Below are 21159 nucleotides of genomic sequence, written 5' to 3'. Positions count from 1 at the left end.
AGGTTGCTGAGAGCTCATCAACAGCATATCGCGCATCTGCTGATAATATATGATATCGGGGATAGATTATCTCAGTTTCCGAGAGAATAGCCTGACCTCGCTTGCGGACTACACGACGTTTCTAGCTATTGTAGATGAGGGCAGCCTGACGTCGGCTGCAGTTCGTCTTGGCCGATCGCTTCAGGCGGTGAGCCGGTCGCTGGCGAGGCTCGAGCAGGATCTTGGCGTGGAGCTCGTGTCGCGGACGACGCGGCGCCTGCATCCGACGCCGGCAGGGCTCGATTTTGCCGACCGCATCCGCCTGGCACTCACGACCATCGACGGCGCGCGTGAAGATCTGCTGGCTCGCGACCGGCGCCTAGCCGGCACCATCCGCATCGGCACATCGAGCCTGTTCGGTCCCGAATATGTGACACCTGCGCTGAGCCAATTTGTAACGCGAAATCCCGAAGTCGAGATCGAACTTGTCTTGTCTGATGAGCATGTCGACCTCGTCGCTGGGAAGCTGGATTTCGCCGTTCGCATCGGCAACCTGCCGGACTCCAACTTGCGGGTTCGCCGCCTCGGCGGATTGAACTGGGCGGTCTTCGCTTCACCGGCTTATCTCGCCACGTACGGTCGTCCCGAGAATCCGCGAGAGCTATCCCATCATGAGTGCGTGCTGCGGGCCAGCGACGACGACAGATGGGTATTTGACGACAACAAGCGGCGCATCGAAGTGCATGGCCGCTTTCGGTCGGAAAATGCCGCTGTGCGCAATGCGGCCGTAGCATCAGGCCTTGGCATCGGGCTCGCACCGCTCTGGCAGGTGCGCAGGCTCATCGAGCAAGGGATTGTCGAGCAAATCCTTGTCGGCCACGAGCCGCCGCCTATTCCACTCCAGATCGTTTGGGTCAGGCGGGGCGCCGGCGCGTTGCCGCGGCGTGTCCGTGCCGCGATGGAATTCCTCGTGGCGCGGCTCTCTGCCCTGCGGATATGAGTTGCAGCTTTCGCCACATCGCCGCCATCAGCGTCGCGCCGGCACGGACGGCGTTGCGCGGCTGTCGTCGGACCGAGGCTGGAATTCAGGCCCGCCGCATCAGCTTGAGCGAGGCCGCAAGGCGCAGGCTGCGCTTGCCCGCAAGCGCGATGCCTTCGAACTCGCCGCTATCCGCCGTGCAAGTCCCGGAAAATCCGATCCCGACCTCATAGCCGCCGAAGACAGGGTTTTCGCCCTTCGCCGGAGTGTGCTCCTGGTTCAGCATCTCGCCCTTCCAGCGGCCGTCCGCCGAGTGAGTAAGAGCCGAGATAGTAGAAGAACGCATCGCCACCGAGGATGCGGCCGTCCATCAGCAACATCACGCCCGAGAGTCCGGCATCGACGCCGTCGAGTGCGCGGATGTGGATGGAGTACAGCCCGTTCACGATACTATCGGGACCGACCGTGCCGCGCGGCGGCAGCGCCTCGTCGTCGAGCGGCGCGAGATTTGCCCAGAACACGCTGTCGGGCATCGGATCCGCCTTGCCCTCGAACAGGATCGTCGATCCCTCCATCCTGCCGCGCACCTTGATCGCAGCGACGTCGGCGCCCATCAGCGGCCTGAAATTGGGATCGTCATTGTGGCGCTCGGTGATGACCTCGGCTTCGATCACACCGTCCCTGACATCGTAGGTCCCGAGATGCGCGAAAGCGGAATTGCCGCCCAGCATCTTGCCATTGTGCATGCACATGATGCTGCGGCCGAAGGCGCCGTTGATGCCGTATTCAACCTTGTAAAGTCCGTCCAGCAACGCAATAAACCCGCAAAATCAAAAAGAAACGTGGGCTACCTAGCACTGCTGCCGCACGGAGGCCATCCCACTTTTCCGCGCAGGGGCCGACGGCGGGACCTTCCTCGCCATGATGCCATCATGCTCCTGTTTTGCCCGACGGGTCAACAATTTCGCCAAATCCGCAAGCTGCGATTTCAGCGCCTTAGCTACTGTGCATGGGGTTGTTTTCGCGTTTTTTGTTTGCCCGTCCCGGACGGCATTGATCACGCGTTAGTGCATGATCCGGAAAAGTGCGAAGCGGTTTTCCGAAAAGATCATGCTCAAACAACAACCTAAAGCGCGATGATGATTCATCCTCATCTCATCGCGCTTTAGTGCCGCTTGAAATACTGCACATCACGCTCGTGCTTCTCGGCCGCCGCACGGCTTTTGAACGTGCCGAGATTGCGCCGCTTGCCGGTCTTGGGATTCACCTTGCGTGAATAGAGGCGATATTCGCCGGATGCCAATTTGCGGATCATGGTGCGCTCCGTTCTGTCTCGCCATCAACGGCGTACGGGCGGGCCAAGTTCCGTCACGGCTTGCCAGCCAGTGGCTGAAAGGCCGCTTCCCTCCGGCGACGCTCAGAAGCACAGCGTGGTGACGAGCTTGCCTTGCTTGTCCTTGATCGCATAGGGACAGCGCAGTCGCTCCAGCGCCTTCTTGGCGTCGTCGTCGCCGAGTGCGGCGGCGCGCTCGTAATAGGCCTTCGCGGCGTCCTTGTCCTTCGCCCCGCCGCGGCCTTCCTGCGCGAAGGCTCCCATTCGCTCCAGCGCGCCGGGATGGTTTTGCGCCGCTGCCTTTTCGAACAGCGCGCGCGCCGCGACGTCGTCCTTTGCACCGCCGGTGCCATCGGAGAGCATAAGGCCGAGCTGGTACTGCGCCTCCGCATTGGTCTCAGCGGCCTTGCCGAGCAGCGCTCGCGCTTGCGCGGGATCGGCCGGTGCGGCGCCGCCTGCCCCGCCGAGCGCTGCGAGATTGCTGATACCGCGGGGATTGCCGGCCTGCGCCGCCTTCTCGAACAGTTTTCGCGCCTGCGCCTCGTCTTTGGCAACGCCGGAGCCGGTGCCGTAGAGCACGCCGAGCTCGACCATGGCCGCACTCGATCCCTTGTCGGCCGCCTTGCGCCAGACGGTGATCGCGTCCGCGGTCTGCCGGTTGGCGGCATAGGCGCGTCCGAGCTCGAACATCGCGCGTCGCGACGACGTTGCGGCCTGCTTGCAGAACTTGATGGCGGTCGCGACGTCGGAGGCTGCGACCTCCGCGACGCCCCTCACGTCGGCTGGCTTGTCGGGATCGCTGGAGTCGGCCGCCACGCGATCGCACAGGACGAGGTCGGCCGATTGCGCATGCGCCGACAGGGGCGCGGCGAGCGTCAAGAGGATGGCACAGAGATAGGTTCGCATAGGCGTCACGTTGCGTCCGCGTCCCGGCGAATTCAAGGCTCGAGTCCCGATTGCCGCAGCACGGGTACGACCTCCGACGATGCCAGGTAGCGCAGCAACCGATCAGCGGCTGCAGCGTGCTTTGCGCTTGCCATGCGGCCGGCGGAGAACACGGCAGGCGTCTGCAAGTCGTGCGGGATCGGGCCGACCACTTCGATGCCGTCGACCTGATTCAGCTCGCTGATCTGCTGCACGGCGAGATCGGCCTCGCCGCTCACCAGACGCTCGGCCGTAAACCCCTGCTGAACGACGGTGGCTTTGGCATTGATCTCGGCCGCAATGCCCATCCGCACCATCAACTGGGCAAAATAGATTCCGCTGGCGCCCAACCGCGAATAGGCGACGGACCGCGCCGCGAGCAGCGTCCTGCGCAGCGCGGCTTCGCTGGCGATGTCGGGATGCGCCTGCCCTGCCCGCACGGCAATGCCGACATAGGACCGCGCCAGGTCGGCCGCGCTCTCGGCAACAACGCGGCCTTCGCCGATCACCTCGTCGAGCCCCTCGCGCGTGAGGATCACGAGATCGGCGGCCTCGCCGTCGCGCAGGCGCTTCAGGAGTGCCTGGGTCGGCGCGAAGTCGGCATCGATGCGGACGCCCGTTGCCGTCTCGTAGGCGGAAGACAGGCTGCGCATCGCGCCCATCAGGCCGAGCGTCGAGAGCATGCGGATGACATTTTCCATGTGTGATCCCGGGGTAACGATCAGGCGCGGTGCATCAGCTTGAGCGCGGCGGTCAGGCGCAGGCTGCGCTTGCCGGCGAGCGCCGTTGCCTCAAGCACGGCCTGCGCCTCGTCATAGGCGCCGGAGAAACCGATGCCGACCTCGTGGCCACCGAACACCGGATCGTCCTTGGCCGGCGTGTGCTCCTGATTGAGAATCTGTCCCTTCCAGCGCCCGTTCGCAGCGGTGTAGCTGCCGAGATAATAGAACGACGCATCCCCACCGAGAATGTGGCCCCTGTTCAGCAGCATCACGCCGGTAAGGCCGCCATCGAGGCCGTCCAGCATGCGCAGATGGATCGAATAGAGGCCATCGGCGATACCGGACTCACCGACCCCGCTGGCGACCGGCACCTCGTGCTCCGTGATCGGCGTCATCAATGACTCGAACGGGACGCCGGGCAGCTCCTTCAGCTCGCCCTTGAAGCGGTAGAGATCACCGTCCGCCCACCCCTTGGCGATCAGCGTTGCATCGTCGGTGCCGGCCATGGCGCGATAGTTCGGATCGGGGTTGTGGCGGACGGTCTTGATCACGACGTCGACGCCGTCGTCGGTCTTCTCGTAGTTGCCGATATGGGCGAAGGCCGAATTGCCGCCGAGCATCTTGCCATTGCCGGCATGCATCACGCTCCGGCCGACCGCGTCGCCGAGCTGAAATTTCACCTTGTAGAAGCCTTCAAACACCAGCCGTCCCCGGCCTGCGCGCATCCGGGCGCAGTCTATCCCGCTTTCGGCCGTGATGGACAAGTTTCACGCAATCGAAGCCCGCGAACCACAGATGCGACCGTCATCAAAATGCAAAAATCCGCCGGAGCCTTTCGACTCCGGCGGATCGAGAGCCAACCCGGGCCAGCCCCCTAGCCCGGGCCGGGAGGATCTTAGGCGGCCGCCTTCTTGTCGGCCGGCACGGATTCGATCGTCTTCAGGATCTGCGAAGCGATCTGGTATGGGTCGCCCTGCGAGTTCGGGCGACGGTCTTCCAGATAACCCTTGTAGCCGTTGTTGGCGAAGGAGTGCGGAACGCGGATCGAAGCGCCACGGTCGGCAATGCCGTAGCTGAACTTGTTCCAGGGCGCGGTCTCGTGCTTGCCGGTCAGACGCTTGTCGTTGTCCGGGCCGTAGACGGCGATGTGGTCCATGATGTTCTTGTCGAAGGCCGCCATCAGCGCCTCGAAGTACTCCTTGCCGCCGACCGTACGCATGTACTCGGTCGAGAAGTTGGCGTGCATGCCCGAGCCGTTCCAGTCGGTGTCGCCGAGCGGCTTGCAGTGGAACTCGATGTCGATGCCGTACTTTTCGGTCAGGCGCAGCATCAGGTAGCGGGCCATCCACATTTCGTCAGCGGCCTTCTTGGACCCCTTGCCGAAAATCTGGAATTCCCACTGGCCCTTCGCCACTTCCGCGTTGATGCCTTCATGGTTGATGCCGGCCGCGAGGCAGAGGTCGAGATGCTCCTCGACGATCTTGCGAGCGACGTCGCCGACGTTCGAGTAGCCGACGCCGGTGTAGTACGGACCCTGCGGGGCCGGATAGCCGGAGGACGGGAAGCCGAGCGGGCGGCCGTCCTTGTAGAAGAAGTATTCCTGCTCGAAGCCGAACCAGGCGCCGGCGTCGTCGAGGATGGTGGCGCGCTTGTTGGAGGCGTGCGGGGTCTTGCCGTCGGGCATCATGACTTCGCACATCACGAGCACGCCGTTGGTGCGCGCGGCGTCCGGGAAAACAGCGACCGGCTTCAGCACGCAATCGGAGCTGTGGCCTTCGGCCTGCTGGGTGGAGGAGCCATCGAAGCCCCAGAGCGGAAGCTGCTCGAGCGTCGGGAACGACGCGAATTCCTTGATCTGTGTTTTGCCGCGCAAGTTCGGAGTCGGCGTGTATCCGTCGAGCCAGATGTACTCGAGCTTATACTTGGTCATTGAGCCTCTCTGTAGATGATGCGAAAGGTGGGGACGGCTAGTCCCCGCACGTTTGTACCCGGCCACCATCGGCCGCCCCTTTACAAGCATTTAACGTGCCAAAAAGCCGCAGCGCGGGAGGTTATCCACCGCCCCCGTTTCTCACCGGCGGAGCGGTCACGGTCGGCGGCGCGTGCGTCATAGCGGCGCACCTTTCCGTGAGGCTGCACCGCAAAAATTCCGCGGAAAACGCCCGATTCTGGTGCACGTGGACCCTTGCCCGAGGTTGCCGACTAAACGCGCATCAACGTCCGGCAATATTCGCCAAGTCATGGCCCATCGCTCGCAACCTTCGCAATGGCCCAAGCGTTAGTCACCCGACCGCTGCCTTGGACGAAGCAGAATGCAGCTTGCCTACAAAATAGGCCAACAGTGATTTCCTTTTCAGCACTTTGCATTCCGGAATGCACGGCCAATATGGGGATTCCAGTAACCACAAGCGAACGAGTCGGGCGCACCATGGAGGCCAAGCGCTTCGGTCTCAGGAGATACCGCAATGATGAACAATGGACTGAGTCACGGATCTGCACAGATCTACCAATTTCCCGTCGGGGGCCGCTCGGCTCTCGGGGGACGCCGCTACGGTGACACCCGCCTTCCCGCCGACCATGCCTCGCTTCCCGTGAACGAGACGATCTGCAGTGGAAGCTGGTACCATCAGGAGGCGATCGAGGAAGCCAAGCCGAAATGGGATCGATAATGCCTGCGTTCGGTTCAATACCGCCGCGCCCTCTCGAGCGCCGGCGTCAGTTTGAAAAAGGGTCGAAACAACGAAGTTTCGGCCCTTTTTGATTCTTGTTTTGATTCCTGCTTCGAAGGCTGAACTCAGATCACCGCACACGCCGTCGCCGGCCGCTTCAGATGCCTGACCGTAGTTCCGGTCTTGCCGATCGTCAGCGTGGTCCCCGCCCCCGAATAGCGCGTGCCCGAGACCGTGAGCCGCTTCGCAAGCGTGACCGGCTCGCCGCCGATCTGGAGGAAGGCACGCTTGTCGTAGTCATAAAACCCAACGATGAACTGCGTACCATCGGTGCAGCGATAGGTCTGGAACGTCTGCGCATCGGCCTGCCGCGCGCCGGAAACTCCGCTCGCCAGCATGGTGATAGCCAAAAGAACGGCCTTGTGCCCGCCCATCATCGCCCCCTGTAATAGACCTCGAGGATGCGCAGCAAGCGCGTCCAGTGGAAACATAACCCAAGCTGGTCCCAATAATCTAAGCTGATCCAATGTCAGAGTCCCCTGCCCGCCACCTCAGCCTCCAAGGCGCCAGCAATTTTCGCGACCTCGGCGGCTATCCGACCGCCGACGGCCGCACGACGCGCTGGCGGCACATCTTCCGCTCCAACCATCTCGGCCAGCTCACGACTGCGGACGTCGAGAGCGTCCGCGCGCTGGGCGTCAGAAGCGCATTCGATTTTCGTGGGCTGGAGGAACGCGCGGCCGGCGTCTGCGTCGTGAACGAGATCACCGTGCATTCGCTGCCGATCGAACCGACGGTGGTGGCCGCGCTGCGCACCGAGCTTGCCGCTGGCAGGCTGACCGCGCCGGTTGCGCTGGACATCATGCGCCAATCCTATCGCAACTATGTCCGTCACAACACGCACAGCTTTCGCACGCTATTCGGTCATCTCCTGGAAGATCGCGCGCCTCTCGTCATCCATTGCACCGCCGGCAAGGATCGCACCGGCTTTGCCAGCGCGCTGATCCTGCATGCCCTGGGCGTGCCCGATAACGTCGTTGCCGAGGACTACCTGCTGACCAACCAACACTACCGTCGCGACGTGTCCAGCGCCTACGATCTTCCCGCCGACGTCCTCGACGCGATTGGTTCCGTCGAGGCCTCGTATCTCGCTGCCGCCTTCGAGGCCATCGGCAGCGAATATGGCGACCTTGAAACCTACTTGCGCGACGGGCTCAAGCTTGGCGCGGCCGAGCGGACTGCGCTGAAGGAACGCTATTTGCAAGCCTGATCCGCAGCGACCGCCTCAAGCTGTCGGTGTGGCGGTCTTGACGATGGCATTCGTGAGGGCGACCGACACTTGCCATGTGCTCCAGTCGCTCTGATGCAGCTTGTCCGGATCGGTCGTATCCACCAATTGCTCGAACGATACATTGTTCTGCACGTGCCAGTGCCGCATCAGCGCCCAGCGCTGAAACAGATTGACCTTGGCCTCGTCGGCCGCGGCGCGGATCAGGCGCACCATCTTGTCTGATACCTCGGCGCGGTCATCCCAGAGCATCTTCGGCGCATATTGCGGATCAATCAGCAGAACCTCAAAACCGCGGGCGCGCAATTGCGCCAGGCCTTTCCGAATGTTCTCGGCCACCACATCGACGTCGTATTTGTCGTTGTGAAAGACGGCGTTCGTCCCGACCTGCCAGATAACCAGCGCGGGATCGTCCTGGAAAATATCCGTCTCGAAGCGGCCGAGCTCTTCGTTGGCCTCCTCCCCGCCCCTGCCCCGATTGAGTACGTCGATCCGGATATTCGGGCGAGGATCCTTGTATCGCTGCCGTAGATACATTTCGAGCCTGTACGGATAAGGAACAACGTCGGCTCGTCCTGCCGTCGAGGACGACCCCATCGCGACGATCCGCACGGGATGCTTTCCGTTCAGCGCCTGCCGGAATGTCGTCAGCGAATATCTCAGATCGACGATCGCAGCTGGAAATTCGATGGTCGGCAAATGATCGGGCATGAAAGGCCCTCCTCCACGACCTGACGTTGCGGCAATCATTCAGCCTTGAAGCTGCCGCCATTGCAAGACCAATTCGTCAGGAGCAATAGTCGCCGCGAATTGAAAATAACGGAGAGTATCGTGCAGGGAAAAGTCGTTGTCGTGACCGGTGCGCTCGGTGCGCTTGGCAAGGTGGTCGCGGAAGTCGCGCAGTCGCGGGGCGCGCGCGTTGCCGGAATCGATTACGCCCCCTCGCAAGGACCTGCCACGCCCAAGCGCATCGAGATCGGCGGCGTCGATCTATCCGACGCGGCGCAGGCGAAGACGGCGGTCGAGGTTGCGGCAAAGCATTTCGGAAGGCTGGATGCGCTGATCAATATCGCCGGTGGCTTTGCCTTCGAAAGCGTTGGCGACGGCGACGCCAAGACGTGGCAGCGCATGTACGCGCTCAACGTGCTGACCGCGCTCAACACCTCGCGCGCAGCGCTGCCCCATCTCGCCGCCTCCACGGCCGGCCGCATCGTCAATATCGGCGCCATGGGCGCACTCCAGGCAAGCGCCGGCATGGGCCCCTATGCGGCCTCGAAGGCCGGCGTGCATCGCCTCACCGAAGCATTGGCCAATGAATGGAAGGGCAAGGTCACCGTGAACGCGGTACTCCCCTCGACCATCGACACGCCGGCCAATCGCGCGGACATGCCGAAAGCGGATTTCTCCAAATGGGTCACGCCGCAGGAGCTCGCCGAGACGATCCTGTTCCTCGCCAGCGATGCCGCGAGCGGCGTCACCGGAGCGCTGATCCCGGTGAGCGGGCGGGTGTAAGTCCGGGGGGTTCGGCGCATCTATTCTCGGCAAACTGAAACTGCTATATTGGGGTCATGACAACCGAAGATATTGAGAAAGCGGTCGAGCGGCTGACGCCGGATGAACTGGCACGGTTTCGTGCGTGGTTCGAGCAGTTCGATGCGCAGCTCTTTGATCAAGCCCTGGAACGCGACGCCAAGGCCGGAAGGCTTGATGCATTCGCGGAGGAAGCGCTGAGCGCCTACCGCGCGGGGCAGACGCGCGAATTGTGAGACACGCGGCCTCGCCGAGATTTTGGAAAACTTACGCGGCCTTGCCCGCCCATGTTCGGAAATTGGCAGACGCGAACTTCGAACTGTTGAAAAGCGATCCCAGCCACCCCTCGCTGCAATTAAAAGAGTCGGACGATTTTGGTCTGCCAGAGTTGGATGACGCTATCGCGCGTTGGCCATCGAGACTGAAGAGGGCTACGTCTGGTTCTGGATCGGCTCCCATGCAGACTATGATCGCCTCATAGGCTGAACGCGAGTCCGCTCAAATGGCGCAAAGCCCGAATCCAATCCGGGCTAGACTGCCCGCAACTGATTCTCCGATCGGAACACAAGACTCGAAAGCTTTCTTTGGAAACCGCGCTTTATCTGCCTGTCAAACGCTTCCTTGAAGGGCTCGGCTTCACCGTCAAGGGCGAGATCGGCGGCTGCGATCTCGTGGGCCTCAGCGCCGGCGATCCGCCGGTGGTGGTAATCGGCGAGCTCAAGCTCGCCTTCAATCTCGAGCTGATCCTTCAGGCGGTCGATCGCGCGCCGGCCGGCGACGAGGTCTGGATCGCCGCGAAGATGTCGGTGCGCGGCAAGGGGCGCGAGAGCGATGCGCGCTATCGCAATCTCTGCCGGCGACTCGGCTTCGGCATGCTCGGGGTAACCGACCGCGGCGAGGTCGAAGTGCTGGTGAAGCCGCCGACGGCGGCGCCGCGCCGCGAACCGAAGACGCGCTCGCGGCTGGTCGCCGAACATCAGCGCCGCCAGGGCGACCCCGTCCTCGGCGGCAGCACGCGCGCGCCGATCATGACGGCCTACCGCCAGCAGGCGCTGGCCTGCGCCTCCGCGCTTGCCGACGGCCCGCGGCCTGTGCGCGAGTTGCGCGCGCGCTGCCCTGATGCAGGCAAGATTCTGCTGCACAATGTCTATGGCTGGTTCGAACGCGCCGAGCGCGGGATCTACGGGCTGACCGAGCCCGGCCATGCGGCACTCAAGCGCTGGCCGCAGGCGCCGATCGGGGACATTGCGCGGGAAGCCGCTCCAGCCTGACGTCGTGCAACCCTGGGGATCGTATGATCGTCGTGACTGGAAGCGTGACGGCCCGGCCGGAAACCTTCGACGAGGTGCGCCGCCTCAGCCTCGAGCACGTCCGCCGCTCGCGCCAGGAGCCCGGCTGCATCTCGCATGCGGTGCATGTCGACTGCGAGAATCCGCTCAGGCTTGTGTTTTTCGAGCAATGGGCGGACCGCGCCGCGCTCGCGGCACATTTTGCGGTATCCGCTTCCGGCGAATTGGTGCGGACCTTGCGCTCCCTTGCCGCAGGCCCGACGACACTCGACCTTTATGATGCCAGCAAGCTCGCGAAGCTTTGACTGCATAACTGAGATGCCACACCAAATTGATATTGCAATGCAACATAGACGGCACTAGGTATCCCCGGCATCGAAACGAGGCCCCTATGAACGCAGACTGGAATACCAAGTACGGCACGCGGCGCGTCCGCCACGATCCGCCCACCCTGGACGAGGCGATTTTCGCCGCCGTCGGCATCACCGACGATCAGGAGCAGCAGGCCGAGATCGCCGCCGCCTTGATGGGTATGCCGCTCGATGTCGTTCAGGCCGAGGTCAAGAAACAGGCCCGTACCAACAGCCGCATCACCGCCACGCGTGTGATCGCGGGAGAACAGGGCGCGCAGCGCTCGATCGTGGTCGAACGCCGCGTCGTGCGCCGCTTCGGCAACGACAAGCGCACCGGAACCTGAACGCTTATTCTCTAGCCTAAATTCGAAAGCGGACCGGCCTGGCCGGTCCGCTTTTTGATTCTAAAGCGCGATGAGATGAGGATGAATCATCATCGCGCTTTAGGTTGTTGTTTGAGCATGATCTCCACGCAAACGCGTTCCGCGTTTGTCGCGAGGGAAAACCGCTTCGCACTTTTCCGGATCATGCTCTAAACTAGGCGGCACGGTTGCCGTACATGCTCGAGATGAGCTTCCACCAGGTAGAGTTGAAGTTGAGCAAGGCCCGGCCGGCCGTGAACGGCGCCGCTGCGAGTTCGGCGAGTTCAGCTTCAGGCGTCTTGGCCAGGTCAATCGTGCCAGTCGATTCGCCATGGCGGAATTGCAGATGCGCGCCGAACTTCCTGGCAAGCGCGCGCATTGCGTGATTTTCCGATCCAGTGGTGATGCGCAGCCGCTTGAAACCCTTCCAGCGCGCTTCCGCGATCAGGCGGCTGAACAGCACGGTGCCGACGTTCTGGCGGCGCGCTGAGGCTTCCACGCTGAAGGCGACCTCGGGCAGCGAATCATCCTCCGGCGGATGCAGCTCGGCCGCGCCGCGGACCATACCGTCGACGATATAGGCGACGATCACGGTGCCGTCTTCGGCGCAGCGGGCGGCGTAACGCTCGATGAAACTATCGTCGAGAAAGCCATTGAAGCGGTCGTGCCGGCTTTCGGCATCGAGCCTCAACAGGTGATCGCGCAGAAGCGGCAATTCTTCCTGCTGGCTTAAGGTCCGCACGTAACCCCGAACGGACCTCGTGCGGGTGGTTTCTTCAAGTGCCAAGTCTGCTTCGAGTGACAAGTCAAAACTCCTCTTGGTGTCCCTCGAGGAGGCGTTCGAATCCCTAGACCTCCAATGTTGTGCGTCGCAACAAATTTTTCAAGACGGGAACCTGCCCAAGTTAGAGGCACCGGGAGCGACTAATTCGTTAACAAAATCAACGCCCCGCAATTATACGAGGACGAGCTGGGTCTGGGTGACTACGGCGACCAGTTTGCCCTCCTCGGTCTCCAACCGGGTCGTCCAGACCTGGGTCCGCCGGCCCCGATGGACCGGGGTGGCCGTCGCGATGAGCGTGGTTCCCTCCTTGGCTCCGCCGATAAAGTTGGTTTTGCTCTCCAGCGTGGTGGTACCCTTGGCGTCCTCCGGCAGGTTGATCACGGTCGCGGCTGCACCGACGGAATCGGCCAGCGCCATCACCGCGCCACCGTGGATCGTGTGGTGAAGCGTGCAGAGGTCGGGCCTCACCGTCATCCGCGCCACCACGCGATCCTTCTCGGCCTCGACGAACTCGACGCCCTTGAGCTCGGCGAACGGCATCTTCATCGCTTTAAGTTTCTCGAGCGGCGTCATCGGATCTCCTTCCAATTCGTTGTGTTCTCAGCGTGAATTGCTCCGCGCGGCAAAGCAATGACGTCCGAGGTAATAGTCGCCGTGACATCGGTCGAGACGTTTGCGCATATGGTCCCACCATGCGCCACTTCCCTCCCCGCCGCATCGTCTGCCTGACCGAAGAGACGGTCGAGACACTCTATTTGCTCGGCGCGCAGGATCGCATCGTCGGCGTCTCCGGCTATGCCGTGCGCCCGCCCGAAGTGCGACGCGAGAAGCCGCGGGTGTCCGCCTTTGTCTCCGCGGACATCCCAAAGATCCTGGCGCTGGAACCGGACCTGGTGCTGGCCTTCTCCGATCTCCAGGCCGGCATCGTCGCCGATCTCGTGCGCGAGGGCGTCGATGTCCACGTCTTCAACCAGCGCGACGTCGCCGGGATTTTGGCGATGATCCGCACGCTCGGCGCACTGGTCGGCGCAGGCGAGCGCGCCGAGGCACTCGCACAAGGTTTCGAACGGCGCCTCGCCGCAATCGCCGCAACGCCCCGGCCCTCACCGCGGCCAAAAGTCTATTTCGAAGAATGGGACGACCCGCTGATCTCCGGCATCGGCTGGGTCTCCGAGCTGATCGAGATCGCCGGCGGAGAGGATATGTTCCCCGAGTTGCGACATCGGCAGGCCGCCAAGGACCGCATCGTCTCGGCGGACGCGGTACGCAAAGCCGCGCCTGAGGTCATCCTCGCCTCCTGGTGCGGCAAGAAGGTCGTACCTGCCCGCATCCGTGCGCGCGAGGGCTGGAGCGATATCCCCGCCGTCCGCAACGACCGCATCGTCGAGATCAAATCGACGATCATCCTGCAACCGGGGCCGGCAGCGCTGACGGACGGCCTCGATGCGATCGTGAAGGCGTTGTGGCCCGCTCACGTCACCGCATTCGCCACCTGATATTCCGGCCGGCGCCACACCTCGCCTGCGATCACCTCCTCGATGATCGCGGCCGCCTTCAGCACCTCAGCCTCGCCGATATAGAGCGGCGTGATGCCAAACCTCATGATGTCCGGCGCGCGGAAATCGCCGATCACGCCGCGGGCGATCAGCGCCTGCATGGCGGCGTAGCCGCCGTCGAAGGCAAAGGAGACTTGCGAGCCGCGGCTCTCGTGCGCGCGCGGCGTCACCAGCTTGAGCGACGGGCAGCGACCCTCGACTTCGGCAATCAATAAATCGCCGAGCGCGAGCGAACGGGCGCGGACCTCCGAGATATCGACGCGGTCCCAGATGTCGAGCGAGGCCTCCAGCGCCGCCATTGCCAGCACCGGCGGGGTGCCGACGCGCATGCGCTCGACTCCACCGGCAGGCGCATAGCCGAGATCGAAGGCGAAGGGTTTTGCGTGGCCCATCCAGCCCGAGAGCGCAGCACGCGCGCTGTCGGCGTGGCGCGGTGTGACGTAGAGGAAGGCCGGCGCGCCGGGTCCGGCATTGAGATATTTGTAGGTGCAGCCGGCGGCGAAATCGGCGCCGCTGCCTGCGAGATCGACCGGCAGCGCACCGGCCGAATGCGCGAGGTCCCAGACGGTGACGATGCCGAGCGCATGCGCCTTCGCCGTGAGCCTCGCCATGTCGTGGCGGCGGCCGGTGCGGTAGTCGACCTCCGTGATGTAGAGGACCGCGATCTCCCCCGACAGCGCGGCCTCGATCTCCTCCGGCGCTACCAGGCGCAATTGATGGCCGCGTCCGAGCGTCGCAATCAGGCCTTCGGCCATGTAGAGGTCGGTCGGGAAATTGCCGGTGTCCGACAGGATGACCTTGCGCTGCCCGTTCATGTCGAGTGCGGCGGCGAGCGCCTGATAGACTTTCAGCGACAGCGTGTCGCCCATCATCACCGAGCCGGCCTCTGCACCGATCAGCCGCGCGATGCGGTCGCCGACGCGGCGCGGCTGCACGTACCAGCCCGCGGTATTCCAGGCGCGGATCAACTCATCGCCCCACTCGGCCGTGATGACACGATTGACGCGCTCGGCGACGCCCCGTGGCAGCGCGCCGAGCGAGTTGCCGTCGAGATAGATCACGCCGTCAGGCAGATGGAATAGCGACTTGGTGTCGTCATAGACGCGCAGTTTCGACTCGGAAGTGGACATCTCTTTGGGCATCTCTAGAGGATGGTGCGAACGCGCCAGAGTTCGGGGAACAGCTCGATCTCCAGCATGCGCTTGAGATAGCTGACGCCGCCGGTGCCGCCGGTGCCGCGCTTGAAGCCGATGACGCGCTCGACCGTCGTCACGTGGTTGAAGCGCCAGCGCCGGAAATAATCCTCGAAATCGACCAGCTTCTCGGCGAGCTCATAGAGCATCCAGTGCGTCTCGGGCGCCTCGTAGACGCAGCGCCAAGCCTGAAGCACACCTTCGTTGAAACTGTGAGTCTCGCGAACGTCGCGCGCCAGCACCGCCGCCGGCATAGTGAGCCCGTTGCGGTCGACGAGCCGCAGCACCTCGTCATAGAGGCTCGGCGTCGCAAGCTCGGCTTCCAGCAGCTTCGTCACCTCGGCGTCGTGCGCGTGCGGCTTCAGCATGGCGTGATTGCGGTTGCCGAGCAGATATTCGATCAGCCGGTACTGGCGCGACTGGAAGCCCGAGGATTGCCCGAGTTGCGAGCGAAAGCGCGTATATTCGCTGGGCGTCATGGTGCGCAGCACGTCCCAGGCGCCGTTGAGCTGCTCGAAGATGCGCGACACCCGCGCCAGCATCTTCATCGCTGGCTGCACCTCGTCATGCGCGATGGCGCGGCGGGCGGCGCTGAGCTCGTGGATGGCCAGCCGCATCCACAGCTCGGTGGTCTGATGCTGGATGATGAACAGCATCTCGTCATGCGCTTCGGAGAGCGGATGCTGCGCGCCGAGGATCGCATCCAGCGCCAGATAGTCGCCGTACGACATGCTCCGGGCGAAATCGGTCTCGGCGCCTTCGCTGGTGGGATCGTAATCGCTGGACGTCATGATTGCCCCTCTCGATCGATCATCCCTTTTGCCCTCGTCAGTCGAGACCGATCAGGCGCGCGGTGATCTGAGACGACGGATCCTTCAACCCGTCGATCACAGTGAAATGGTTCAGCGCGGGCTCGACGACCAGACGCGTCGTCACATCGAAGCCGGTCCAGACATTGGCCATCAGATCGGACTGGCGGATGAATTCGGGCCGCTCGCCGCCGCCGACCCAGGCGGTGACCGGCGCGGGCCCACGCGGCAGATGCAGCGCCGCGCTTTCGAGCGTCGCCTCCTCCATGGTCATGCGCAGCGTCTCATTCATCTTCGTCTTCAGCAGCGGCCGCAGATCGTGCAGGCCGCTGATCGAGAGTGTGCCGGTGATGCGGTTGTAGACAGCGGGCTCGAGCCGACTGTCATCGCACAGCATGCGCGTGACGAGATGGCCGCCGGCGGAGTGGCCGGCGAGCCGGATCGGTCCGGACACGAGCGCAGCCGCCTCGGCGATCGCGGCCGTGATTTCGGCGGTGATGTCGGAGATGCGCGCGGCCGGCGTCAGGGTGTAGCTCGGCAGCGCGACCGTCCAGCCATGATGGCGCGCGCCTTCGGCGAGATCGGTCCAGTGTGACTTGTCGAAGCGCATCCAGTAGCCGCCGTGGACGAAGACGATGACGCCCTTGCTGTCGCCGTCAGGCAGGATCAGGTCGAGGCGCTGGCGCTCGCCGGGGCCATAGGCGATGTCGGGACGGAAATCCTTCAGCCCGGCGCGATAGGCCGCCGCCCGCTCCGCCCACAGCGCCGGCAGCTTGTCGGAGCCCGGCACATGGGCCGAATTGGCGTAAGCATCGTCCCAATCGCGCATCGTTACTCCCGAGGACTCGGCCTGAGATTGGGGGCCAGTCTGCCACCGGCCGGGCGTCCGGCCTAGTCTTTATTTTAAGCTTAAAGTATCTGGTTGCGCCCGTGTTTCGGGCAACGGTCGCCCCAATTCCAGAAGTCGGGTGGGCAAAGCGAAGCGTGTCCACCGGATGTTTCCGAACCGAGGAAGGTTGGTGGGCACGGCGCAAGCGGGCACGGCGCAAGCGCGCCTTTGATGCCGGAGCAAGAGGCTACTCCTTCTCCACCCCGCACCATTCCGCAATGAACAGCGCCATCGCCTTGGTCGACTTCTTCAGCGACTCCAGGTCGACGAATTCGTTGAAGCCGTGCATCTCGCCGCCGCTCGCGCCGAAGCAGAGGCTGGGGATGCCGTAGTTGAGGCCGTAGAAGCGCGTGTCGGTGAGCGCGGTGAAGACGAGATCGTCGACCGCGCCGCCATAGACGGCGTTGAAGGCTTTGCCGAACGCGGCTTCCGGCGCGGCGGCGTCGGTCAGTTCATAGCCGTCCGACAGGAAGCCCGACCATTCGATCTCGGGCGGATTGTTGGCGAGGAAGCGATGGTTGCGCGCGGCGGCGGCGACGCAAGCCAGAATCTCCTTCTGGTGATCGGCCACCGACCAGCCCGGCAGGATCGCGATGCGGCAATCGACATCGCACCAGGCCGGCACGCTGGAGGCCCAGTCGCCGCCCTTGATGATGCCGGGATTGAAATTGATGGGGTGGTTGAGCGTCTTGAAATGACGATCTGCTTTCGCGCGCTCGTTCCATTCGATCTCGAGCTTCTGGATCGACTGGATCAAATGATACGCCGCCATGATCGCATTGGCGCCTGAACCCGCAAACGCGACATGGGTCGGATGGCCCTTCACGCGCAGGCGAAACCAGATCACCCCGACCTGGGAGCGCACCATCTTGCCGCCGGTCGGCTCGGGGATGAAGCAGGCATCGGCACGATAGCCACGCTGCAGCGTCGAGAGGGCGCCGACGCCGGTGCTTTCCTCCTCGATCACCGACTGGAAGTGAATCCGTGCCGTCGGCCTGAAGCCCGCGGCCTTGATCGCATCCAGCGCTGAGAGCGCGCCGATGGTGCCGGACTTCATGTCGCAGGCGCCGCGGCCGAACATCTTGCCGTCCTTGATGACGGGCGAGAACGGCGGCGTGTCCCACAATTCCAGCGGCCCCGCCGGCACGACGTCGCAATGGCCCTGGAGGATCAGCGATTTGCCGCCATTGGTTTGAGGACGGTAGGTCCCGACCACCGAGCGCGCCTTGGAGAAATCGTGCTCGATCGGCCCGAAGCCGCGCAAATCCTTGAGATCGTCGACATTGATGTGCCAATCGTCGACCTCGTAGCCGCGTTCGCGCAGGAGGTCGCCGATCATGTCCTGGCACGGTCCCTCCGCGCCGCGGGTCGAGGGGATCGCGACGAAATCGCTTGTGGTCGCAAGCTGGGCTTCGAAGCCGGCGTCAACGGCGTCAAGAATCCTCTGCTGCGTGTCGGCATTCATCAGGCTACTCCAATCGGGCATTCAGATCATCGAAGGAGCGCAAGCTAGCCGATTTCAGCCGTTCGGGTACTCTGCAAAATAGGCATCCCGCAATGCATCTTCGAGCAGGCGGCCTTCGGAATAGCCATCCAGCGTCACAGGCCGCGTCACGCCGTCGAGCAGGCGCGGACACGGTTCCGGCGCGCCGAGCACGGTGCGCACCGGAATGCGTTCGGCGTAGATCGGCAACGCGTAGTCCTCATCATCGTCGGCAACACCCTTGGCGCGGACTTTTGCGGAGGCTTCCTCGATCTCCATCGCGATGAAGGAGGTCGCCTTGATCTCCTGCGTGTTGCTCTGGCGCAGGCCAGCGGTGCGATCCGGGAAGAAGCGGTCGACCATCGCGATCACCGCGCGCTCTTTCTCTTCGGGATCGGTGACAAGATGGGCGGTGCCGAACGCCATCACGGCGCGGTAGTCGGCGGAGTGATTGAAGCCACAGCGCGCCAGCACCAGGCTGTCGAGATGAGCGACCGTCAGGCACACCCGCTCGCCCTTGGTCTGATTGCGCAGCATCCGGCTCGCGCTCGAGCCATGCCAGTACAGCTTGGTCCCCTCGCGCCAGAAGAAAGTCGGCGTGCAATAGGGCTGACCGTCGATCACATAGGAGACGTGGCAGAGCATCGTGGCATCGAGGATGCGATGAACCGTGTCGTGATCGTAGAAGCCGCGGTCGTGACGGCGCTTCACCTGGCTGCGCGCTGACGTCGGATAAGAATTTGAAGTCTCAGCTTGGCTCACGGCTGCTCCTGTCGGGATTGGAAGAATTCCAGAGCAGTTGTAGCGGTGGATTTGGTCTGCGATAGTGCCAATTCCATGCAAAAGATTCCGACCAATTTTGTCCCCTCGCCGGCCAAGGCCGAGCTACCGCTGGACCTCACCGGCCCGCACATCACGGATGGCGCCTCCGCCGCGCACCGGCTGTACCAGGCGCTGTGCGAGATGATCGTCGGCGGTCTGATGAAGCCCGGCGAACCGTTGCCGCCCTCGCGGACGCTGGCCAAGCAGACGGGGTTCCGACGCAACGCCATCGTCACCGCCTACGAACGCCTGATCGCCGATGGCTTTGCGGAAGCGATCGTCGGCTCCGGCACCTTCGTTGCCGCACGAATCCCTGCACGGGCCACCGGGCCCAAGAAGCCGATAGCAATCGTCGAGTCGCCCACGCAGGGCGCGTTCTCGCTCGGCTGTACCCATATCGACGAGCGCGCCCTGCAGCGCTTTCGCGCCTTCGTCGGCCGGCGCATGCGCGCGTTCGGTGCCGAACATCTCCACTACGGCGATCCCCGCGGCAGCCGCGAACTGCGCGCGGCGATCGCCGATCATCTGCTGTCAGCGCGGGGCCTGCGCTGTGATCCCGACCAGATCATGCTGACGTCAGGCACGCTGCACGCGCTCCGCATCGTGCTCAGTGCAATCCTCAAGCCCCATGACCAGGTCTGGTGCGAGGATCCTGGCTATCCCGCCGCACGCAAGACCATCGCGCATTGCGGCTATCGTGCGGTACCCGTTGCCGTCGACGAGCATGGGATGCGTGTTGCCAAGGGTCGTACTGCCGCGCCATCGGCGCGCGCAGCCTATGTGACGCCGTCGCATCAATTTCCGTTGGGCGTGCAGATGTCGATGCCGCGACGGCTCGAGCTTCTGGATTGGGCCAAGACCGCCGGCGCCTTCGTGCTGGAGGACGATTACGACAGCGAGTTCCGCTATGACGGCGCTCCGCTGATGTCACTCGCCGGCATTGATCGCCTCCAGCGGGTGATCTACATGGGCACGTTCGCCAAGACGCTGTTTCCGGGCCTGCGCATCGGCTATTGCGCAATGCCCGACCGCTTGATCGCGGACGTGACGGCCGCGCGTGCCGCGCTCGACCGCTTTCCCGGCACGCTGATGGAAGGCGCGGTGGCCGACATGCTCAATTCCGGCGCGTTCGCCGCGAACCTGAAGCGCGTGCGAAAACTCTATCGCGAGGCGCGCGACGCCCTGGCTGAAACGCTGGAAGCGGCATCGGGTGGCGCGCTGTCCGTGCCGGTGCCGTCACAGGGCCTGCATCTGGTCGCCAGATTCGACCCGTCGGTCGATCTGTCGGTTGCCGCCGAAGCCAAGCAGGCAGCCGGCGCGGAAGGCTGGCTGCTGGCCGACACCTATTCGCGCGCACGTCCCCTGCCCGGTTTCGTGCTGGGATTTTCGGGGCACGCAGTTCCGCAGCTTGTGGCATCCGCCGAGCGGCTCGCGCGGGAATCGCGCGCCGCCTTGCGTGCGAAGGGCAAATCTGCCCGGCGGGCGTGACGATGCCTCACTATCAGAATCGCGTGCCGCTCCCTACACTGGGGCATCGATGCTGGGACCTCACACCATGCTGCTGCGCCGCGCGACTTGCCTCTCGCTCCTCATCTCCATCGCGCTCGCCACGACAGCCCAGGCAGGCACCGTCGGACGCGAACAGGACATCGTCGATCTCAAGCTCGGCCAGCGTGTGCAAGTGGATGACGGAACTTGTCCCGCCGGACAGGTCAAGGAAGTGCGCGGCGCCAAGATGACCGACAAGGGCGTCTCGCGGACGAGCACCTGCGTGCCGCGGTTCGGTCCGAAATCAAAGCGATGAGCGCTACTTCGCCGGATCGAACATGCACTGCAAGGTCGGCTTGGCGATCTTGGTGAAGGTCGGGCCGATTTCGGTCTGCTTTGCGGCCGGCACCCAGTCGGTCTCGATCGTCGGCACCCCGGTCTCGCTGATGCCGCGCAGCAAAGCCTCACGGAGATCGCGATCCTCGACGACGGCGGCAGCATGATCGTGCAGGCAGCCGCAGACCTCTTCCGGATGCTCCCAGCGCCCGAGCATGCGCGGCGCGCATTGCCTCACGAACTCGGTGCGGGGATCAGGTAATCTGGAGGGAGAGCGCACCTGCGCCTGGACGGAACTGATCGTCAGAAGGGAAATGAACGTTGCAACGCAGAGACGAACAAGCATGATGGCCTTTACCGGCTGATTTTCT

26 protein-coding genes and 2 pseudogenes are annotated in these 21159 nt (G+C 63.7%); 12 read left to right on the top strand and 16 right to left on the bottom strand.

Annotation, left to right across the window (positions count from 1 at the left end; genetic code table 11):
• Positions 1-49 precede the first annotated feature (49 nt).
• Positions 50-979, top strand: a complete 930-nt coding sequence (locus tag IVB18_RS23270; RefSeq protein WP_247991259.1) for a LysR family transcriptional regulator — start codon at positions 50-52, stop codon at positions 977-979.
• Positions 980-1064: 85 nt separating this feature from the next.
• On the opposite strand, the pseudogene IVB18_RS23260 reads toward IVB18_RS23270, so the two are convergent.
• The 6 genes and pseudogenes from IVB18_RS23260 to IVB18_RS23235 all read right to left on the bottom strand — a co-directional run bounded on the left by IVB18_RS23260 (position 1065) and on the right by IVB18_RS23235 (position 5867).
• A pseudogene (locus IVB18_RS23260) lies at positions 1065-1770 on the bottom strand (GrlR family regulatory protein).
• A gap of 353 nt (positions 1771-2123) precedes the next feature.
• Complete coding sequence (locus IVB18_RS23255; protein ID WP_084292415.1) at positions 2124-2273, bottom strand: hypothetical protein; 150 nt, start codon at positions 2271-2273, stop codon at positions 2124-2126.
• 102 nt (positions 2274-2375) lie between these two features.
• Positions 2376-3197, bottom strand: a complete 822-nt coding sequence (locus IVB18_RS23250) for a tetratricopeptide repeat protein (protein WP_247991712.1) — start codon at positions 3195-3197, stop codon at positions 2376-2378.
• A 32-nt stretch (positions 3198-3229) separates the two neighbouring features.
• Complete coding sequence (locus IVB18_RS23245) at positions 3230-3916, bottom strand: substrate-binding domain-containing protein (RefSeq protein ID WP_247991256.1); 687 nt, start codon at positions 3914-3916, stop codon at positions 3230-3232.
• A gap of 20 nt (positions 3917-3936) precedes the next feature.
• Positions 3937-4638: a GrlR family regulatory protein gene (locus IVB18_RS23240; protein WP_247991711.1), complete on the bottom strand. Its 702-nt coding sequence runs from the start codon at positions 4636-4638 to the stop codon at positions 3937-3939.
• A 194-nt stretch (positions 4639-4832) separates the two neighbouring features.
• The gene (locus IVB18_RS23235) at positions 4833-5867 is read right to left on the bottom strand and encodes a glutamine synthetase beta-grasp domain-containing protein (protein WP_247991255.1); all 1035 of its coding nucleotides are present in this window, start codon (positions 5865-5867) and stop codon (positions 4833-4835) included.
• A 535-nt stretch (positions 5868-6402) separates the two neighbouring features.
• Between IVB18_RS23235 and IVB18_RS23230 the strand changes: the two genes are divergently transcribed.
• Positions 6403-6606 carry a DUF2735 domain-containing protein gene (locus IVB18_RS23230; protein ID WP_247991254.1) on the top strand — a complete coding sequence of 68 codons (204 nt, stop codon included), beginning with the start codon at positions 6403-6405 and terminating at the stop codon, positions 6604-6606.
• A 125-nt stretch (positions 6607-6731) separates the two neighbouring features.
• On the opposite strand, the gene IVB18_RS23225 is transcribed toward IVB18_RS23230, so the two are convergent.
• Complete coding sequence (locus tag IVB18_RS23225) at positions 6732-7040, bottom strand: MliC family protein (RefSeq protein ID WP_247991253.1); 309 nt, start codon at positions 7038-7040, stop codon at positions 6732-6734.
• A 92-nt stretch (positions 7041-7132) separates the two neighbouring features.
• On the opposite strand from IVB18_RS23225, the gene IVB18_RS23220 reads away from it, so the two are divergent.
• Complete coding sequence (locus IVB18_RS23220) at positions 7133-7876, top strand: tyrosine-protein phosphatase (protein ID WP_247991252.1); 744 nt, start codon at positions 7133-7135, stop codon at positions 7874-7876.
• Between the two features lie 15 nt (positions 7877-7891).
• On the opposite strand, the gene IVB18_RS23215 is transcribed toward IVB18_RS23220, so the two are convergent.
• Entirely contained in the window at positions 7892-8605 is a 714-nt protein-coding gene (locus tag IVB18_RS23215) for an SGNH/GDSL hydrolase family protein (protein ID WP_247991251.1), read from the bottom strand.
• A gap of 120 nt (positions 8606-8725) precedes the next feature.
• On the opposite strand from IVB18_RS23215, the gene IVB18_RS23210 reads away from it, so the two are divergent.
• From IVB18_RS23210 to IVB18_RS23185, 6 genes and pseudogenes are all read left to right on the top strand, one after another.
• Positions 8726-9406, top strand: coding sequence for an SDR family oxidoreductase (locus tag IVB18_RS23210; protein WP_247991250.1), 681 nt, complete (start codon positions 8726-8728; stop codon positions 9404-9406).
• Between the two features lie 56 nt (positions 9407-9462).
• Complete coding sequence (locus IVB18_RS23205; protein WP_247991249.1) at positions 9463-9660, top strand: hypothetical protein; 198 nt, start codon at positions 9463-9465, stop codon at positions 9658-9660.
• A pseudogene (locus tag IVB18_RS23200) lies at positions 9657-9910 on the top strand (hypothetical protein). Before IVB18_RS23205 ends, IVB18_RS23200 begins: the two are co-directional and overlap by 4 nt.
• A gap of 98 nt (positions 9911-10008) precedes the next feature.
• Entirely contained in the window at positions 10009-10695 is a 687-nt protein-coding gene (locus IVB18_RS23195) for a DUF2161 family putative PD-(D/E)XK-type phosphodiesterase (RefSeq protein ID WP_247991248.1), read from the top strand.
• Positions 10696-10718: 23 nt separating this feature from the next.
• Complete coding sequence (locus IVB18_RS23190) at positions 10719-11018, top strand: putative quinol monooxygenase (RefSeq protein WP_247991247.1); 300 nt, start codon at positions 10719-10721, stop codon at positions 11016-11018.
• 86 nt (positions 11019-11104) lie between these two features.
• A complete protein-coding gene (locus IVB18_RS23185; protein WP_247991246.1) occupies positions 11105-11410 on the top strand; it encodes a hypothetical protein in 306 nt (101 codons plus the stop codon).
• Positions 11411-11603: 193 nt separating this feature from the next.
• On the opposite strand, the gene IVB18_RS23180 is transcribed toward IVB18_RS23185, so the two are convergent.
• Both IVB18_RS23180 and IVB18_RS23175 read right to left on the bottom strand, forming a co-directional pair.
• Complete coding sequence (locus tag IVB18_RS23180) at positions 11604-12215, bottom strand: GNAT family N-acetyltransferase (protein WP_247991710.1); 612 nt, start codon at positions 12213-12215, stop codon at positions 11604-11606.
• A gap of 168 nt (positions 12216-12383) precedes the next feature.
• Positions 12384-12785 (bottom strand): PaaI family thioesterase, encoded by a 402-nt coding sequence (locus IVB18_RS23175; protein WP_247991245.1) that lies wholly within the window; start codon positions 12783-12785, stop codon positions 12384-12386.
• 119 nt (positions 12786-12904) lie between these two features.
• Between IVB18_RS23175 and IVB18_RS23170 the strand changes: the two genes are divergently transcribed.
• Positions 12905-13708: a cobalamin-binding protein gene (locus IVB18_RS23170; protein WP_247991244.1), complete on the top strand. Its 804-nt coding sequence runs from the start codon at positions 12905-12907 to the stop codon at positions 13706-13708.
• Here IVB18_RS23170 and kynU read toward each other — a convergent pair.
• From kynU to IVB18_RS23145, 5 genes are all read right to left on the bottom strand, one after another.
• On the bottom strand, positions 13684-14898 hold the full coding sequence (gene kynU / locus IVB18_RS23165; RefSeq protein WP_247991243.1) for a kynureninase: 1215 nt from the start codon (positions 14896-14898) through the stop codon (positions 13684-13686). The genes IVB18_RS23170 and kynU overlap by 25 nt on opposite strands.
• 14 nt (positions 14899-14912) lie before the next feature.
• On the bottom strand, positions 14913-15752 hold the full coding sequence (kynA, locus tag IVB18_RS23160) for a tryptophan 2,3-dioxygenase (RefSeq protein ID WP_247991242.1): 840 nt from the start codon (positions 15750-15752) through the stop codon (positions 14913-14915).
• A 37-nt stretch (positions 15753-15789) separates the two neighbouring features.
• A complete protein-coding gene (locus IVB18_RS23155; protein ID WP_247991241.1) occupies positions 15790-16599 on the bottom strand; it encodes an alpha/beta hydrolase in 810 nt (269 codons plus the stop codon).
• Between the two features lie 247 nt (positions 16600-16846).
• Positions 16847-18124 carry an ArgE/DapE family deacylase gene (locus IVB18_RS23150; RefSeq protein WP_247991240.1) on the bottom strand — a complete coding sequence of 426 codons (1278 nt, stop codon included), beginning with the start codon at positions 18122-18124 and terminating at the stop codon, positions 16847-16849.
• A 54-nt stretch (positions 18125-18178) separates the two neighbouring features.
• Entirely contained in the window at positions 18179-18904 is a 726-nt protein-coding gene (locus tag IVB18_RS23145; RefSeq protein ID WP_247991239.1) for a pyridoxamine 5'-phosphate oxidase family protein, read from the bottom strand.
• Between the two features lie 75 nt (positions 18905-18979).
• Between IVB18_RS23145 and IVB18_RS23140 the strand changes: the two genes are divergently transcribed.
• Together IVB18_RS23140 and IVB18_RS23135 are read left to right on the top strand one after the other, a co-directional pair.
• On the top strand, positions 18980-20452 hold the full coding sequence (locus IVB18_RS23140) for a PLP-dependent aminotransferase family protein (protein ID WP_247991238.1): 1473 nt from the start codon (positions 18980-18982) through the stop codon (positions 20450-20452).
• 67 nt (positions 20453-20519) lie between these two features.
• Positions 20520-20768, top strand: a complete 249-nt coding sequence (locus IVB18_RS23135) for a DUF6719 family protein (protein ID WP_247991237.1) — start codon at positions 20520-20522, stop codon at positions 20766-20768.
• Positions 20769-20771: 3 nt separating this feature from the next.
• Here IVB18_RS23135 and IVB18_RS23130 read toward each other — a convergent pair whose 3' ends face one another.
• Positions 20772-21134, bottom strand: a complete 363-nt coding sequence (locus IVB18_RS23130) for a hypothetical protein (protein WP_247991236.1) — start codon at positions 21132-21134, stop codon at positions 20772-20774.
• Positions 21135-21159: the final 25 nt, after the last annotated feature.

Source organism: Bradyrhizobium sp. 186, assembly GCF_023101685.1.
In the GTDB taxonomy this organism is placed as follows: domain Bacteria; phylum Pseudomonadota; class Alphaproteobacteria; order Rhizobiales; family Xanthobacteraceae; genus Bradyrhizobium.
This window is presented reverse-complemented; position numbering and strand designations above follow the sequence as displayed.